The organism is Fibrobacter sp. UBA4297 (genome assembly GCF_002394865.1).
Lineage (GTDB): Bacteria > Fibrobacterota > Fibrobacteria > Fibrobacterales > Fibrobacteraceae > Fibrobacter.
On the sequence record NZ_DGUZ01000001.1, the window covers coordinates 1 to 16176 of the forward strand.

At 47.8% G+C, this 16176-nt stretch carries 14 protein-coding genes and 1 rRNA gene; 14 read left to right on the plus strand and 1 reads right to left on the minus strand.

The annotated features are described in order from the left end of the window. Window positions 1-112: 112 nt before the first annotated feature. From rrf to B3A20_RS00045, 9 genes are all read left to right on the plus strand, one after another. Window positions 113-227 (plus strand): 5S ribosomal RNA (rrf, locus tag B3A20_RS00005). Window positions 228-468: 241 nt separating this feature from the next. Continuing rightward, a complete protein-coding gene (locus B3A20_RS00010; RefSeq protein WP_290760428.1) occupies window positions 469-1422 on the plus strand; it encodes a hypothetical protein in 954 nt (317 codons plus the stop codon). 76 nt (window positions 1423-1498) lie between these two features. Next, complete coding sequence (locus tag B3A20_RS00015) at window positions 1499-3355, plus strand: glycoside hydrolase (RefSeq protein ID WP_290760431.1); 1857 nt, start codon at window positions 1499-1501, stop codon at window positions 3353-3355. 3 nt (window positions 3356-3358) lie between these two features. Continuing rightward, the gene (locus B3A20_RS00020; RefSeq protein ID WP_290760434.1) at window positions 3359-4045 is read left to right on the plus strand and encodes a hypothetical protein; all 687 of its coding nucleotides are present in this window, start codon (window positions 3359-3361) and stop codon (window positions 4043-4045) included. After that, complete coding sequence (locus tag B3A20_RS00025) at window positions 4035-4721, plus strand: lytic transglycosylase domain-containing protein (RefSeq protein ID WP_290760437.1); 687 nt, start codon at window positions 4035-4037, stop codon at window positions 4719-4721. Before B3A20_RS00020 ends, B3A20_RS00025 begins: the two co-directional genes overlap by 11 nt. A gap of 174 nt (window positions 4722-4895) precedes the next feature. Further along, complete coding sequence (locus tag B3A20_RS00030) at window positions 4896-6272, plus strand: TolC family protein (protein WP_290760440.1); 1377 nt, start codon at window positions 4896-4898, stop codon at window positions 6270-6272. Between the two features lie 19 nt (window positions 6273-6291). After that, window positions 6292-6870: an MlaC/ttg2D family ABC transporter substrate-binding protein gene (locus tag B3A20_RS00035; RefSeq protein ID WP_290760443.1), complete on the plus strand. Its 579-nt coding sequence runs from the start codon at window positions 6292-6294 to the stop codon at window positions 6868-6870. Then, entirely contained in the window at window positions 6870-7904 is a 1035-nt protein-coding gene (locus B3A20_RS00040; RefSeq protein ID WP_290760446.1) for a hypothetical protein, read from the plus strand. Before B3A20_RS00035 ends, B3A20_RS00040 begins: the two co-directional genes overlap by 1 nt. Next, entirely contained in the window at window positions 7904-8608 is a 705-nt protein-coding gene (locus B3A20_RS00045) for a pseudouridine synthase (RefSeq protein WP_290760449.1), read from the plus strand. The genes B3A20_RS00040 and B3A20_RS00045 overlap by 1 nt, the downstream gene beginning before the upstream one ends. 140 nt (window positions 8609-8748) lie before the next feature. Here B3A20_RS00045 and B3A20_RS00050 read toward each other — a convergent pair whose 3' ends face one another. Beyond that, a complete protein-coding gene (locus tag B3A20_RS00050) occupies window positions 8749-9123 on the minus strand; it encodes an HU family DNA-binding protein (protein ID WP_290760453.1) in 375 nt (124 codons plus the stop codon). A gap of 105 nt (window positions 9124-9228) precedes the next feature. Here B3A20_RS00050 and B3A20_RS00055 point away from each other — a divergent pair, with 105 nt between their 5' ends. The 5 genes from B3A20_RS00055 (at window position 9229) to B3A20_RS00075 (ending at window position 16084) form a co-directional block, all read left to right on the plus strand. Continuing rightward, a complete protein-coding gene (locus B3A20_RS00055) occupies window positions 9229-10407 on the plus strand; it encodes a tRNA dihydrouridine synthase (RefSeq protein WP_014545435.1) in 1179 nt (392 codons plus the stop codon). A 273-nt stretch (window positions 10408-10680) separates the two neighbouring features. Then, window positions 10681-11508 carry a TIGR02147 family protein gene (locus tag B3A20_RS00060; RefSeq protein WP_290760462.1) on the plus strand — a complete coding sequence of 276 codons (828 nt, stop codon included), beginning with the start codon at window positions 10681-10683 and terminating at the stop codon, window positions 11506-11508. Window positions 11509-11527: 19 nt separating this feature from the next. Further along, window positions 11528-12478: a hypothetical protein gene (locus tag B3A20_RS00065; protein WP_290760465.1), complete on the plus strand. Its 951-nt coding sequence runs from the start codon at window positions 11528-11530 to the stop codon at window positions 12476-12478. 150 nt (window positions 12479-12628) lie between these two features. Next, a complete protein-coding gene (locus tag B3A20_RS00070; protein WP_290760468.1) occupies window positions 12629-14515 on the plus strand; it encodes an HD-GYP domain-containing protein in 1887 nt (628 codons plus the stop codon). Window positions 14516-14788: 273 nt separating this feature from the next. Beyond that, window positions 14789-16084, plus strand: coding sequence for an aminotransferase class I/II-fold pyridoxal phosphate-dependent enzyme (locus B3A20_RS00075; protein WP_290760471.1), 1296 nt, complete (start codon window positions 14789-14791; stop codon window positions 16082-16084). Window positions 16085-16176 lie beyond the last annotated feature (92 nt).

Genomic DNA, 16176 nt, shown 5'->3' on the forward strand with positions numbered 1-16176 from the left:
TTCCTTTCTTTCAACGATTTGGTTCAACTGTCCCGCGTGGGCAGCCCGAATTCACGCAGCTTCATCATTCTGCGGTTGCTTAAAAGAGTTTAGGTTCCATGCATGAGTTTGTTTCAGCGGTTATCGAGTGAGGGTCACACCCGTTCCCATCCCGAACACGGAAGTTAAGCCTCAGATCGCCGATGGTACCTGGCCCCCGGGCCCGGGAGAGTAGGTCGCCGCTGGATTCACGCCCCGCCTGACGCAGCACGTCGGGCGGGGCTTTTTCTTTTTTTACACGCCGCGCGCAGCCCGGCATCGCCGTACACGGAATTCGTAGCGTCATCCAGAGCGGAGCGAAGGATCCAGTGACGGTATTGAGTTCGCTCTCATGCCGGACCCCGATCCGGCATCGCTTTGCGCAGTCCCCTCCCGCGTCCCTCATCGCTCGCTGCCCATTGCTCATCGCTTTTTGTATATTCCATACAAATGACTAGACTTTCCGCCTACATCCTGCTTCTCTCCCTCTTCCTCCTTGCCGCTTGCAACAGCGACAAGAATGAGTTTATGACCCCGAGTCCGGACGAACCCGTCGTTGACGTAAACATCGATGAATACTTCGTAAATGGGAAAGTTATCGGAAAAACAAAGACGGATTTTTTGGTTATTGGTGATTTGCTGATTCTTCATCTTGATAGCGAATTAAAAAGGGTTATAAACGCATATCTAGAAAAAACTTTAAAAAATAATCAATCGTATGATTTTGAGGCTAGTACAGCCAAGTTACATGTTGATGAGAATCTCTCTTATGGTGATTTTTATAAAACATTTGCGACAATGCATTTTGCTGGTTATTCAAATATAAAGTATGCTATCGGAACAAATTTCAAAGAAATTTATGATTTGAAATTACCCACGCGTTCTCGCCCGTGTTTGCACGTTAATCCCTTTTATATTTCTCCTCCTTTAAGGTATAAGTATATGCGTAATCGTCAAAAGCTGTCACTTGATGAAATATTAGCTCGATTAAAAATCAAGGATGCTTATAAGTTAGTTTGTTTTGTAGATTATTTTAAAGATTATAATTCTCTGGACTTGATGCTAAGCTTTTATCGTGAAAATGACAACATTGTTTATGCTATTAGCTTGAATGAAGGGGCTTTGAAAGCAAATCCCTCGTTTGATGGATTTTCATTCTATTCTTTTAATAATCTAGCGGATTTGTGGAAATTCATTGCTGATATTCGTTCTAAAGAAAAATTACAAAATGATAGTAATGATGTAAAAAGCTCTGTTGCAAAATGCACCTCTGACTTATTTGGAGAACATGCTTCCTTAATTTTTGAGAACGACGAGCTGATGAAGGATATCGCTCCATTGCTCAAAGGATTAAAGGCATACGGATATAATGGGGAGAAAATTAATTTTATGCAAGTCAATTAATTTCAGTGTCCAATTTCAGCAATCTCTCGCAACTAGCAACTAATTACCATTAATTAAAATTGCTATTCTTTGTCGCATGAATCCTAGAATATCCTTTGTATTGCAGATGTCGCCATCGACCTCGTATGAAAACCTTGAGGCGGTCGCGCGTAACTTGCTCGAAGGGTTGAATGTTCTTTTGAATTCAGAACAGGTAAAGTGCTCCATCTTTTTGGATGGGCCTGTGATTGAGGCGCTTTACAATGTGGCAAAGCCGTTGATGTTCGGTAAAATTCAGAATGCGATTCGCAATGGGGTTCTCGAATTTTTGGGTGGCGGCTATTACGATCCGATGCTGCCGCTTTTTCCGGAAGATTTGCAGACGATGCAGCTGGAGTTGCATCGTGATTACTTGAAGAAGGTGCTTGGCGCAGAACCGCAGGGGTATTTCAATTCCTCGTTGGTGTGGGAGCCGGGCATGGCCGATGTTCTGGAGCGCTCTCGCTTTGATTATGCACTGGTGACGGAAGCGGCTGTGCAAGATGCACTTGGCCGTTCGACGCCTGTTTCTGGCTGGTTTACGCTTGAAGACCGTGGTGCTCTTATCCGCATTGTTCCTGTGTCTGAGACTCTTTCGCAGGCGATTGCCGAAGATAATCTTGCGTGGCGAAGCATTTCCGAATCATATTGTCGTGATGGCAAGTCGGCAATTGCGCTTTTGGACATTCCTTCGGAACCTACGGAAATTGTTAATTTCTTTGGGCGCTTTGTGGACTTTATCGAGATGAACGAGGTTCAGACTAGAACCGTTGGTTTTGCTGTGGATCAGCTTGAAACTTGCGGTACGATTAGCTTCCTTGTTTCGGCGGGCCGCAGGCTAGGGCTACCTTCGACGGCGCGTACTTGTCGCGAACTTTTGATTCGCCGTCCAGAAATCAATATGCACCACAAGTCTTTCCTGAATTTGTACAGGAGAGCCCGCAGTGTGCTTTCGGGCAAGAAGTGGCTTGAATTTTGCCATGCGCTTTTGCCCGCGATGGCTCCGCTTTATTTTAGGGATATGCACAACCGCTCGGGGATGCGTTCCATGATGGTGCGTAAGCGCTCGAACCGCATGTTGCTTTCGGCATCGCAGATTCTCGATGACCTCACAGGTTTTTCTGGACTTCGTGTGGATGTGTGTGACTTTTTGCTCCGGGGCAAGAAAGTTCTTTACTGTGAAAACCCAGAATCTTCTTATTTGCTGGATTACCGCATTGGCGGGGTGCTTCGGACGTGGAACTACAAGGGTGCAAAAATAAACCTTGTGAATTCATGGCGCGATGATGGCGAACCTTCGGTTGCGTTTTTAGACTGCCTTGTGCCGAATGTTGACTTTACACCGGTCAAGTTGGAGCAGATGCTCTACGATCGCAAGCACTTGCTTGCAGACCCGTATGACTATCGCATTCTGCGTTCGGATGTCGGCACGGAGATTATGTTAGACGAGGAGCAGGGCTTTGACAATGAAGAGCGCAAGGCTTTGTTCAAAATAAAGAAAGTCTTTACGTTCCAGGGCGATGCTGCCAAGTTTACAGTCTCGTATGCGATTGACAATCTTGCGTATGTGAATACGAAGGGCTATTTCGGGACGATTCTCGAGCTTGGGCTTTTGTCGCACGGCGATGTCAACAAAGTATGGATTGACGGCAAGAATGTTAAGTGGAATATGGTGGAACCGCTTTTGTACCCAGATGGAGAGTCTCTCGAGATTCGCGATGAAAAGGCTGGTTGCGTGTTCCGCATGAACTTTGATCGTCCGACGTCTATTTTTATCGGCTCCATTTTTGGGGCGACTTCAACCGCAGCTCCGCAAGCGTTCCAAGGCATTCGCGTGTTCCCGTTCTGGAATGCTCCGTTCAACGTGCTTGACCGTAAGGCGTTCAAGATTTCTGTGTCGGTGACGAAGAGGTAATTTGTGCGAGCCGACTTGATTGATATCCAGGTTGAAGATCGCGGCGAAGAAGTCGAAATTTCGCTGTACGGGATTCTTGGCGAATACCAACTTTCGGCTGTCCGTGAAAAGCTTGAAATGCTTGTGCGCGGCCCAGGCGTGTTCTTCTTTGTGAATCTCCAGAACGCCCGTTTCACGACAGAAGCTTATCGCGGCTTGTTCCTTGAAATTCTCAATTTGGTCAAGCAGCAGAAGGCTAGTTTGATTTTGTTGTTCGATAGCGAAGAACTGCACGCTTATTTTGAACGCTATCGCAATATCTTTGAAATTTACAGGAATCGTGAGGAGTATCGCAAGTCAGGACTTTCGAAGCAGGTCCACTTGGTCGGTTTGCATTACGAAAAAAAGTCGATTAGCCTTTCTCCTGGCTTTGCAATTTCTGTAGCGTTGTTCCTGATAGGTTGGGCTGTTACGTTATTTGTTATTGTCGTGGAACAGGGGCGTGAAATTTCTGATAAGCAGGCGCAGATTACGTCGCTCGAAAGCCAGAAAGCCCGTTACATCCGCGAAATTGACCGCTTGGAATCAGCGATTGGCCCGATGCGTAAGCTTGGCGTTGTGCAGGATACGACTTTGCTGAGTTCCTTTGGTGCTATCCAGGACTGGGTGACTTATTTGGAATACTTGGAGAAGACACGTCGTGAAAAATAGAGTTCGTCTCTCCGCGATGAACGTAAGTGTCCTGTTTATCATTGGCTTTGCGGTTTTATTTTTCTTTGCGAGCGAATGGTATTCCAATAGTCGTAAACTTGAAAAGCTTGCCTATCAGGAACGCATTCTCCATAATGATATGGAACATTTAGAGGTGGTGGGGAAGTGGACGCTCGATTACTTGAAGATTGAAAAAGCGCTCACGTACATGATTGGCGATAAAATCTCCGAGGTGAGTTTCCGCATGTTGGCCGAAAATCTATGGCAGATTTCGCAGTCGTATTCGCTGGATCCGTTGATTGTCCTTGCTGTTGTCGCGCAGGAAAGTCGTGGAAATCCGCTTGCCCGTGGAAGGTTCCAGACTGGAAAATTTTCGGGTGCGCTAGGTTTGATGCAAATAAAGTTGGAAACTGCAAAAAAGATTGGGCGCAGGTTTGGTCTTGTTATTGAAAGTGAAGACGACTTGATGCGTCCGGAAGTGAACGTGGTTGTGGGCTCTGCTTACCTCATTCGCTTGATTGGAAAGTATGGCAATTTGAGGGAGGCCCTCGTGGCGTACAACCTTGGGCATACGGCCGTTGATAAATTACTGGAAAAAAATGCCCCGCTCCCAACTTCCTATTACGAGGGTGTTATCGCTAAATACAAGGATCTTGTGGCACACTGTTCATTTTGAGAAGGTTTTTAGTTAGTAGTTACTAGAGATTGCAATAAGAACATTTCTAGTAACTCAGAACTCTTAACTGAGAACTATAATCCTGCTAACGAATCACTGTTTACACCCTACTTTCCAACGATTATTGACCAATGACCAATATCTTTTTTCTAAATTCTAGCTGTGATTAGGAATTTGACTTTTATTCTTGCTTTGATGGGGATCGCCTTCGCTGGCGAAGTCCGCTATGACTGTCTGCAATTTGTAGAACAGGGGCTTGCGAGTGACCCGCAAATGGAAGAACTGCGTTTTGGTACTGAAGCCAAGAAAGATAAAATCCGTTCGCTCAAGGCCGAAGTAATCTTGCCGACTTTTACAGTTTCGATGATGGTGGGGCCTGCTCCGGGCCTTAAGGAATACAACGATTACTATTTCAATGAAGCTGGTGATACGCTCGGTATTGAAAAGGCCGAAAAGTACGATTTCTCCAGAATGGGACCATTTTGGGGGGTCGAAGCAAAGTTTGTTCAGCCGTTGAATTTGGGACAGTACCGTACAGGTAAACTTGCCTTGGAAGCGGATTTGCAACAGAAAACTTTTGAGATTGAAAATGCAACTCTCAAAAAAGAAGTTGAACTCCAGAGCTATTATTACAACTACCTCCTTGCGCTTGAAATGAAACGCCTCGCTGCCGATGCGAAAAAGCAGGTGGACAAGGCATACGACCAGATTGAGGAAGCGTTGGACGAAGATGAACCGACGGTCTCTCAAAACGACCTATTGAACCTGAAGGCGAAAATGCACACTGTCAAGGAAGGTGTGATTGAAGCGGACCTTGGTATGAAGCGTGTGCAACTGGCTATCCGTTTTGCACTTTCCTTGCAGGAGGGGGAAACTTTTGCTGCCGAAGATACGGTTTTAGCTGTGAGACCGGAACATCTCCCGACGGAGGAGGAAGTTCGTGAACTTACGGTGAAGTTCAATCCGGAACTGAAACAGCTGGAAGCGGGCCTTCGCGCTCGCAGGCTCCAGATGGATTTGGCTGAGGCAAAACTTGCTCCGGAGTTCTTTATCATGGGCGAGTTCGAGTATGTAAAAAGCTGGGCCGGAAATCGCAATGTGCTCCAGAAGAACGCTTTTGCGCAGGATGCCGTGAACCGAATTTCTGGACTTATCGGAGTGGGCTTGCGCTATCGTTTGAATTTCTGGAAAAGCTGGGAAGAATTCCGCAAGGCAAGGACCGATTATCGCGGACTCAAGTTGAAAGAAAATTACGCTTCGAACGGCCTTGTAGCAAAGGCTGTGGAGCAGTATTATCAGGTTGTCGCGGCTAAGGAAAAACTGGATGCTTTACGTGAAAGTTTGCGCGCCTCGGAAGCCCTTTTAAAAGGTGCCGCAATGAAATACGACTTGGACAAGTCCCAAACGGGTGAGCTAGTGTCGGCTTATACGCAAAATGTAAGCATGCAAAAAGATTATTATTTTGCGGTTTGCCGATATAATGTCGAATTTGCCGGATTAGTGGCAAAGATGGGGTTGTCTCTTAGCGCCTATAAAACGTATTTTAAGTAAAAAAAGAGGAGATTTAAAGATGTTTAAGAAAATTTTGATTGCTATTGCTTGTGCTTCGCTCTTGTCTTTTGCTGCCGAAGATCCTGTGTCTGTCGTGAAGAGCAAGGACATTGAACTGCAGAACATTATCAAGAAGTCCAAGCGTACCGCGAAGGAAACGGAACGCGTCAAGAACCTTTTGAATGATTCCTTTGACTTTGCTCTCTTGGCCAAGAAGTCCTTGGCCGCTAGCGATTGGAAGGCTCAGGACGAAGCTTCTCAGCAGAAGTTTGTGACGGAATTCCAGCGCATGGTCCGCAACTCGAGTGCAAACCGTTTGGAACTTTATCGCGCCGATTCTACGATTTACGAACCGGCCAAGATGAAGGGCTCGGACGACGCTCGCGTGATTGCTCACTTGTGGAACAAGGGCAAGGAATCGGTGCTCGAATACAAGATGACGCTTGTGAATGGCAAGTGGAAGGCTTGGGACTTGGTCATCGATGACCTTTCTACGGCTCGCAACTATAAGGAACAGTTCAGCAAAATCTTGAAAGAGAAGAGCTTTGCCGAATTGATCGATATTATCAGCAAGAAGGCTGACGAAGCCGAAAAGTAATGGGCTTTTTTTCCTGGCTCCTTTGTGTAATTCTCGTTGTAGCGCTTGTGCTACTGCTTTTCCCGTTTTCGTTTCGAATTGATTTCGAGGCCGGGGAGCGCGGTGTGCGGGCGCTTTTCTTTTTTTTCAAGAAGAAGGTTTACGAGTACGAGAAGAAGTGGAAGGATGAAGTTGGCAGTAGGCAGTTGGCAGTAGAAGGAGACGACAAATGCGTAGATCGAGAGTCGCGACCAAGCTCGCTTGGGCATGACCGAGATCAGCATTTGGGACAAGAGCGAAGCGATTGTCCAAAGACGAGAGACGAGAGACGAGATGCGCCGGCGGCGAACTCTGATGCTGAAGAAAAAGACGGTGAACAAGAATCGTTGACTGAAGCTGTTGCGAAAAAGCCTGCAGAAACTCCCAAGACGGAGCTTTTAGAAGCGAGTGACGATGGTGCAGGTAACGAGAGTACGCAATCTGCTGAAGTGAAAGCTTCGCCGGTTGTTGAAGTTTCGTCCGATGTGAAAGCCGTGGAATCCGAGAATCGCGATTCCGAAAAAAACGAGACGCCCTCCGAAGATAAAAAGCCGAAGAAGGAAAAGCACAAGCTTTCGGACCGTGAATTTTGGACCATCATTTTGACGCCGGATTTTGATGCTAGGGCGTTCAAGTACATTCTGAAAATTTTGAAGGCGGTGCTTTCGCTGTTCCGTGTGCGCTTTAGAGATTGCTTTGTCGAAGGAATCCGCTCGGATTACCAGACCATGGGCTATATCGCGGCGGCGAACGGATTCTTGAAAGCGTACCCGTACGTTGGCGATTGGGACTTGAGAATGGACTGGTGTAACGAAAAGGAACTCCGCGCTGTTGGTTCGGTCCACTTGAGCATTACGTTGCTCCGCATTTTCTGCTTTACTTTGGAAACTCTTGTGCTGGCTGGGATTTTGGCGTTTAGCTTTTGGCGCCGTCGCGCACATGTGATTAAAACAAATGAACTTCCGCAACTCGGTTTTATCCGCAGGCGGATTCTTGAATTTATTTTGGAGGACTGATGGCTGTTTTGACTTTGGAACGTTTGCTTGCTTCGATGGGCTTTGGCAGCCGCAAGGATGCGCGTGGATTAGTGCGCATGGGCCTTGTGGAACTGGATGGCAAGGTTCTCGATGACCCGTTCATGGAATTCAAGACACGTCCGGAGTTCATCACGGTGAATGGCGAAGAAGCGCCGACGGTCGAGAAGTTGTACGTGATGCTTTTCAAGCCAACGGATGTGGAATGCAGCCACAACGCTCGTGACCACAAGCCTGTGTACGATTTACTGCCGGAACGCTTTACGGCAATGGGTATCCAGTCCGTCGGACGCTTGGATGCGGATTCTTCGGGACTCTTGTTGCTCTCGAATCAGGGAGACTTTATCCACAAGGTCGAAAGCCCGAAGAAGGGACTCTGGAAAAAGTATCGCGTGACGCTTGCACGCCCATTTACAGAGGCGCAGAAGGCGGAACTCTTGGCGGGCGTGATGCTCAAGGACGAACGACGTCCGGTGCTGGCTCGCGAGATTGAAGTGAACGGTGATGCGGTGGACATCTCGATTGGCGAGGGACTGTACCATCAGGTTCGTCGTATGTTCGCCGCAGTCGGCAATCACGTTGAAACGCTTGAACGCATTGCGATTGGACCGGTTGTTCTGGATCGTACGCTCGGCGAGGGCGGTTGGCGATTCTTGACGGATGAAGAAGTCGCGTCGCTGTCGTAATGAAGGAGATGCCCGCTTACTTCGACTGCGCTCAGCACAGGCTCCGGCGGGCATGACAAAGAAAAAGAAAAGCCGGCGTTCAAGCCGGCTCTTTCGTATCAGGTGTTTGCGTAGCCTGAGTTAATAGGTTCAACGTTCGTTTAGATGGAATCGTAGTCGTTACCGACATGTACGATTTCGTTTTCTGCTTCGAGTTCCGGCTGTACGGATGCTTCGCCGAGGATGCCTTCGAGCGAATTGATCTTGTCCTTAATGTCGTTGCTGAATTTGAATGTCGGGACCAAGCGTTCGTCGATGAGGACTGTTTCGCCAGTGCGGGGATTGCGTGCCGGGCGAGCCTTGCGAGGCTTGCAGGCGAACGTGCCGAAACCGCGAATTTCAATAGTATTGCCTTCGATAAGCTTCTCGCCGAGGAGGTCGAGGAACTGTTCGACAACAATTTTAATATCATTGCGCACAAATCCGGTGGATTTGGCGATTTCCTGAATAAGAGATTGTTTAGTTATATTAGCCACGCACTAAATATAAGTTTAACATAGACTTAGAGTGATGGTTAAAGCGAAATTAAATATCTTTTTCGGGTTCACATTGCGGAATATTTGTGAATAGTTGTGACTTAAATGTTGAAGATTGATAATTTGCCTAAAAAGGTCCGTTTTAATCTCCGAAACAAGGAGATTTTCCCCAATACAATCCTCAGTCCGATGGATGGAGTGACTGATGCTCCGTTCAGGAGGCTTTGCCGGGTGCTTTCGGGCGACCGCATGGGACTTTTGGTCTCTGAGTTTGTTCCGACCGATGGCGATGCCGTGTTCAATCCGGATGGTCACAAGCAACTGAAGTTTTTCCCGGAAGAGCGCCCGTTTGGTGTTCAGATTTTTGGGCGTTTCCCGGACCGCATGGCGGCGGCAGCCGGCAAGATTGCCGAGCGTTACCACCCGGAATTCATCGAAGTGAATGCGGGGTGTCCGGCGCCGAAGGTGGCGGGCAAGGGGAGCGGTTCTGGGCTTTTGCGGGACTTGCCCCGTTTGCAAGAGATTCTGCATGACGTGAAGGCGGTTTTGGACGCAAAGACGCCGGAGATTCCGCTTACGCTTAAGTGCCGTATTGGCTGGGACGACGATAGCATCAACGTGATGGAAACGCTCAAAATTGCCGAGGGCGAGGGCGTTGAAATGCTCACGGTTCATGGTCGCACGCGTTTGCAGGGCTATAACGGCCTCGCGAACTGGGACTGGATTGGCAAAGTCGCCGCCGCGGCAAAGATTCCCGTGATTGGCAATGGCGATGTGAATAGCGTCGAATGCGCACGCGAACGCATTAACACTTACGGAGTTTCGGGCGTGAGCATTGGGCGCGGGGCGATGCATAACCCGTGGATTTTCGGGCAAATTGCAGATGCATGGGAAGGTCGCGAAAAGCATGTGATAACCGCGCAAGAAGCACTTGACGTGTTCCCGCTCTATTACAAGTTTAAGATTGAGGATGGGGCGACGGAAATGAATGCGATGGGGCGCATGAAACAGCTCGCCGCAAGATTGTGCAAGGGGTTTGTGTTAGACGAGAAATATTGTCATCCTGGAGCCGAAGGCGATAGAATCCAAGATGGTGATAACGTTGCGATGTCGGTGCGGCAGGCGCTTTTGACGTGCCAATCGGCAGCAGAAATGCTCGAATGCGTTGAAAAACTTAAGGATGGGATTGCCCGTGAAATGGTCTTTGAGCCGGAACGCCTCGTGAACCTCAACGGCGCCAAAGAAACTGAATTAAAATTCGGTGACCAGTTCAAAGGCCGTTAATATTATTAATAAATGCGTGAAAAAATAACTGTATAAGAAATTATTGTTAATCGTCGAGAGAATAAAGCGTCGGCCAAGGATGGGGAGGGTGCAGGGAGGGGCCCGTGCGGCCTTCGCAACTCCGAGCTGGGGCCCCGCCCGCATGACGTACTTTTATTATTAAAAAAATGATGAAGTGCTGATTCTTTCAGCATAAAAATGGTACTCAAAAAAAATCTCAAAAAATTACGTTAACCTATTGACATTGAGTCAAAAATTGAGTACATTTGGAGTATGGACAAGTTTATTGACATATTCCAGTTTACTCATTTCCGCAAGTACTTGGATGAATACCAGGCCGCTCGCGTGCAGACCGACCCTGAATTTACCAGGGCTGGGGCCTGCGCCTTGCTTGGTCTCCCCAAAACTCGCAGTTACTACAACGATATCGTCAAAGGAAAAAAGCTTACTGGGCGCATGATTCCCAAGTTTGTGGAAGTTCTTGGACTTAACAAGAAAGAAGCCAAATACTTTGAAACGATGGTGTATTTTGACCAGGCGAAAACGACGACGGAACGCAATGCGTTTTTTGATGAACTCATCAAGCAGCATCCGGATCCACACCACATCTTGAACGAAGATGCCTACGAGTATTACAACCACTGGTATAATAGCGTGTTGTTTACAGCGTTAGATGTGATGGATGTTTCGGATGATCTTGAGCCGATTCAAAAGCGCATTTTCCCGAAGGTCTCCGTGGGGACTTTGAAGCGTTCGCTCGAATTGCTGGAACGCATTGGCTTTGTGCGCAAGAACGAAGACGGTTTCTGGAAAAGCTCGCGCGATTCGGTGAGCAGTGGGGCTTACAACAATAACGACTTGGTTCGTCAATACCAGTTGCAGTGCTTTGAACTTTCGAAGCAGGCGTTGCTTGCCGATGACGATAATCCGTCAGACATGGGAACGTTTACGTTCAGCGTTTCTGATGACGCCTATCAAGAAATTGCTTTGGAAATACAGAACTTGAAAGCCAAGGTGCGTAAAATCATTACGCAAGACAAGAAAGAGGCGACTGGAGTGCACCAGTTGAATATTCACTTATTCACAAATTTAAAAAAATAAAAAACGAGGAGGAATAATTATGATTACTGATAAAATTACAAAGATAGGCGTTGCGCTTGCTATGCTTGGTCTTGTATTGCTTGCCGCTTGCGGTGATACCAATGTGGCGTCGTCGTACAGCGAAACGCAGACGGGAAAGCCCGTGATTCGGTCGGGAATGCCTATTGCCGAACTGGATACGACTTATATCCGCAAGGTTATTGATGAAGGTCATGGTGGTTGCGGTTCACTTGCCAAGAGCGCTGCTGACGTAGAACCGGAAGTCATTGCTGACGCTGATAGCGTTGTTGAAAAAAAGCCTGTTGGTTATGCCCGTATTTCTTGTAAAGCCTATGATGATATTCAATTGTATATGAATGCACGCGTTCAGGTGGTTGATAGTGCGGGAAATCCTGTACAGGGGGCTACTGTTTATGAAGGGGCTTGTTCGTACAATAATAAAGCTTGTCAGTATACTACGGATAAGGATGGCTATATCTACATGGATAGCGTGAACTTCTTGACTTATTTGGAAACGGAATCCAAAAAAGTTGAGAATAGATATTATCCTAGTTATAAAACGCTTCAGTTGCGAGTGCTTTCTGCAGATTCTAGCTTAGGGACCAATATCTATTCTGATTTTTCAAAGGCGACTGTTGAGGAAGTTGGTGGCGAAGCTGTTGCCGAATTGGAAAAGATTGTCCTAGAACCGGTGTATACGGCTAAGCTGTATTTGGATTCGCTGCACAAGCTGTCGGGAAACTTTGGTATTTGCTTGGAAATAAAATATGGAACTTCTTCGCTTTATGATGGCGAAAAACGTCCTCGTACTTTTTCTCCTTGTCAAATAGTTACTGATGAAGATAATGAAAAAGGTTATGTAATTATTTATGGCATGCCTGAGGGAACCTATGAGATTTCTTTAGGTGAGACCCAGAATGGTGTTGTAGCGGGAGGCTTGTTCCCGTTATTGGTGGTGACAAAGCCGTAGTCAGATTATAAATAATACGTTAGAGGAGGAAAAGGTTTCAGCGGCTCTTCGGGGTCGCTGAAATTTTTTTACACAAAAATCCAATTAGAATTGTTAAATAAATCACTCTTTTTTTTTGCAAATGTTCAAAAAATATTCTATATACAGGGTGTGAAAACTTTTGTTTCTGCCCATAAGCTCGTTCAGATTATTATCCTGATTGTCATCGGTATAGTCATCAACCGACTGCTTGCTGATTTAGCCATTCATTTTGAATTGCCGCTGTACCTGGATAGCGTGGGTACGATTGTCGTGGCGGTGATTGGCGGGTTTAGCCCGGGCGCGATTGTTGGGTTCTTGACGAACTTCATTGGCGGTTTTGTCGATTCTTCGACGTTCTACTACGGCACGATTAACGTGATGATTGCCGTGTGTGCTGGGATTGCGGCAAGGCGTGGTGCGTTCCACAAGATTACACGTTTGCCGATGCTGCTTGGAATGTTGATGATTTTGAGCATTCCATGTTCGGTGCTTTCGTACTTCCTTTTTGACTTTAAGATTGCAGAGAATGTGGTGACGCCGATTGCAACGGCGCTTCATGAACGCGGGCTTCCGGTTCTTCTGTCGCAGATTTTGGCGGACTTCTGCACGGAAATTCCGGATAAGTTTATTTCGATTATTGTGGCTTACGTGCTGATTCGCTTGACGCCGCGCTGGTTTGTCAAGGCGTTTGATTCTGTTTCGGGCCGCTCGCACGAAGACCGTTATCGTTCCAAGAACGAAATTCATACGCTCAAGGTCCAGGTGACGGCGCTCTTGTTCGTGTCGAGCTTTGCACTTGCTGTGGTGGCTACGGCGGTCGCTTACAAGACGTATTCCGAAGCGGAAATCCATGAGACGACGCTTTTGGCGGAATCGGTGAACAGGCTTGTGTCGGATGCGATCCAGAATGCGGATTCGGCGACGCTTTACGAGTACATTCATGATCTCAAAGGCAAGCATCCGCGTATTTTGACTATTACACCGGGCATGCATGAGACGGGCAAGTGGGATGTCTCGATTGTCTGTACCGAGGCCCCGAATCCAGTCTGTACCAAGTTCAGCCTTGCGGCGATACGCATTAGCGTGGTGCTGTTCTGCACGAAGATTTTCTCGACTTTGTTTGGACTTTTGCTCGCAATCGTTTTTACGGCTATCTTGATTGCAAACCGCAGGGTGGTTTACCCGATTCACGAAATGACGCTTGAAATGGACCATTTTGCATACGACAGTAGCAGAGGGCGCCGTGAGTCCATCAACCAGATTAAGGGTCTTGAAGTGGTGACGGGCAATGAAATCGAGAACCTCCATTCGGCGATTGTCAAAGCGGTCGAAGAAATCGATTTGTACATCAACAAGTCCGAATACCAGGCGGCCTCGATTGCGGCGCTCCAGACGAACATCATTACGGTGCTTGGCGATATGGTGGAAAATCGCGACGAGACGACGGGTGGCCATGTGCGCCGTACGGCGGCTTATGCCGAGCTGATTGCTCGCGAATTGAAGGATCGCGGCAAGGAACCCGAAATTGACGATGCGTTTATTTCGACGATTGCGGTGGCGGCTCCGCTTCATGATATCGGCAAGATTAACATTTCTGACGTGATTTTGAATAAGCCGGGCAAGCTGACGGACGATGAATTTGCTGAAATGAAAAAGCACACGGTTTATGGTCGCGATATGCTCGTACGTGCATCTAAGAACTTGGGCGAGACGGCTTACCTCAAGATGGCGAAGGAAATTGCGTACAGTCACCACGAATGGTGGGATGGCTCGCGAGGCTATCCGGAACGCTTGAAGGGTAAGGATATACCGCTTTCGGCCCGCATTATGGCGGTTGCAGATGTGTATGACGCGCTTGTTTCGGAACGCCCGTACAAGAAGGCATTCTCGGTGGATGAGGCTTTCCGCATTATTACCGAGGAAAGTGGTACGCACTTTGATCCGGAAGTGGTCGATGCGTTCGTGAAAAAACGCGAAACAGTCGAACAAATCATGAAAACGAAGTTCGAAGATTGATTGAATAGGTGTTTAGGTTTTAGGGGTTAGGGTTTAGGAAGTGGTTAGTGGTTGGTGGTTAGTAAACAGTAGGAAGTTGGAAGGACGCGGTTGGTTCCGTATCTGCGAGGGAGACTGCGTTTGCGATGATACATTTTTCTGCTTGTTACAATCCCTGTAAAATGTATTGAAAGCGATTCGTTACAAATCGCTTTTTTGATGTCCTTTTAATCTTGCGGGTGGACTCTAAATTTTCTAAATTGCCCCGCGGAATTTTTAAACAGGACATTGAGAATGAACTACAATCCTCTCGCTCAATCTTTGAACGCCGAACTTTCCGCTAACGGTTGCTGCGTTCTTGATATGCTCTCTGAACAGGGCAAGGCCATTTTCTTCCCGCGTAAGGGTATTCTCGGCCAGGGAGCCGAAGCCAAGGGCTCCGACATCAATGCGACTATCGGTACAGCTCTCGAAGATGATGGCTCTCCGCTCGTTCTGGACTGCGTTCTCAAGTCTCTGAATCTCCCGAAGCAGGCATTCCTCTATGCACCGAGCTTCGGCAATCCGGACCTCCGCAAGGAATGGAAGGCACAGGTCGTGAAGAAGAACCCGACGCTTGCCTCCAAGAGCTTCAGCACGCCGGTCGTGACCTGCGCCTTGACGCATGCCATCAGCTGCGCTGGTTACATGTTCCTCGATGCTGGCGACGAAGTGATTATCCCGGACCTCTATTGGGACAACTACGAACTCGTGTTCGAAAACGCCCGTGGCGCAAAGATTAAGACGTTCAACACCTTCAAGAACGGTGGCTTTGACACGGAAGCCTTGAAGGCCGCTCTCGCCGAAAGCAAGAGCAACAAGAAAGTCGTTCTCCTCAACTTCCCGAACAACCCGACGGGCTACACCGCAACAGAAGTGGAAGCGGTTGAAATTGCAAAGATTCTCACGGAATGCGCCGCTGCCGGTAACAAGGTCGTGGCTCTCCTCGACGATGCTTACTTTGGACTCGTCTATGAAGAAGGCGTGACGAAGGAATCTCTCTTTGTGAAACTCGTGGATGCACACGAAAATCTCCTTGCCGTGAAGCTCGACGGCCCGACCAAGGAAGACTACGTTTGGGGCTTCCGCGTTGGCTTTATGAGCTTTGGTTTCAAGGGCGCTACCGAAGCACAGCTCAAGGCTCTCGAAGACAAGGCTGCCGGTACGGTCCGTGGCAATATCTCTAACGCTCCGTCCATCAGCCAGAAGATTTTGCTCGCTGCTTACCAGAGCGCCGAATACGCTCAGCAGAAGGCTGAAAAGTACGCCACCTTGAAGAAGCGTTACGACATCATCAAGGAAGTCTTGGCCGCACATCCGGAATACAAGGAAGCCTTTGACCCGATGCCGTGCAATAGCGGTTACTTTATGTGCATCAAGCCGAAGGGCGTCGATGCCGAAGAACTCCGCCAGAAGCTCATCAAGGATTACAGCACGGGCACGATTATGCTCTCGGGCCTTATCCGCATTGCATTCAGCGCTGTTCCGACTGAAAAACTCGGCAAGCTCTTTGAAAATATCTATAATTGTGTTAAAGAGATGAGAGACTAGAGACGAGAGACTAGAGAAAAATAGTCGCAACTTCGTTGCCTGTATAAACAGCGCGAAGCGCCATTTTAAATCTCTCGTCTTTCGTCTGAAGG

Excerpts from the sequence above, each read along its gene's own strand:
- B3A20_RS00010 (WP_290760428.1), top strand. The coding sequence starts at position 469 with ATGACTAGACTTTCCGCCTACATCCTGCTTCTCTCCCTCTTCCTCCTT.
- B3A20_RS00015 (WP_290760431.1), top strand. The coding sequence starts at position 1,499 with ATGAATCCTAGAATATCCTTTGTATTGCAGATGTCGCCATCGACCTCG.
- B3A20_RS00035 (WP_290760443.1), top strand. The coding sequence starts at position 6,292 with ATGTTTAAGAAAATTTTGATTGCTATTGCTTGTGCTTCGCTCTTGTCT.
- B3A20_RS00075 (WP_290760471.1), top strand. The coding sequence starts at position 14,789 with ATGAACTACAATCCTCTCGCTCAATCTTTGAACGCCGAACTTTCCGCT.
- B3A20_RS00060 (WP_290760462.1), top strand. The coding sequence starts at position 10,681 with ATGGACAAGTTTATTGACATATTCCAGTTTACTCATTTCCGCAAGTAC.
- B3A20_RS00055 (WP_014545435.1), top strand. The coding sequence starts at position 9,229 with ATGTTGAAGATTGATAATTTGCCTAAAAAGGTCCGTTTTAATCTCCGA.
- B3A20_RS00040 (WP_290760446.1), top strand. The coding sequence starts at position 6,870 with ATGGGCTTTTTTTCCTGGCTCCTTTGTGTAATTCTCGTTGTAGCGCTT.
- B3A20_RS00065 (WP_290760465.1), top strand. The coding sequence starts at position 11,528 with ATGATTACTGATAAAATTACAAAGATAGGCGTTGCGCTTGCTATGCTT.
- B3A20_RS00045 (WP_290760449.1), top strand. The coding sequence starts at position 7,904 with ATGGCTGTTTTGACTTTGGAACGTTTGCTTGCTTCGATGGGCTTTGGC.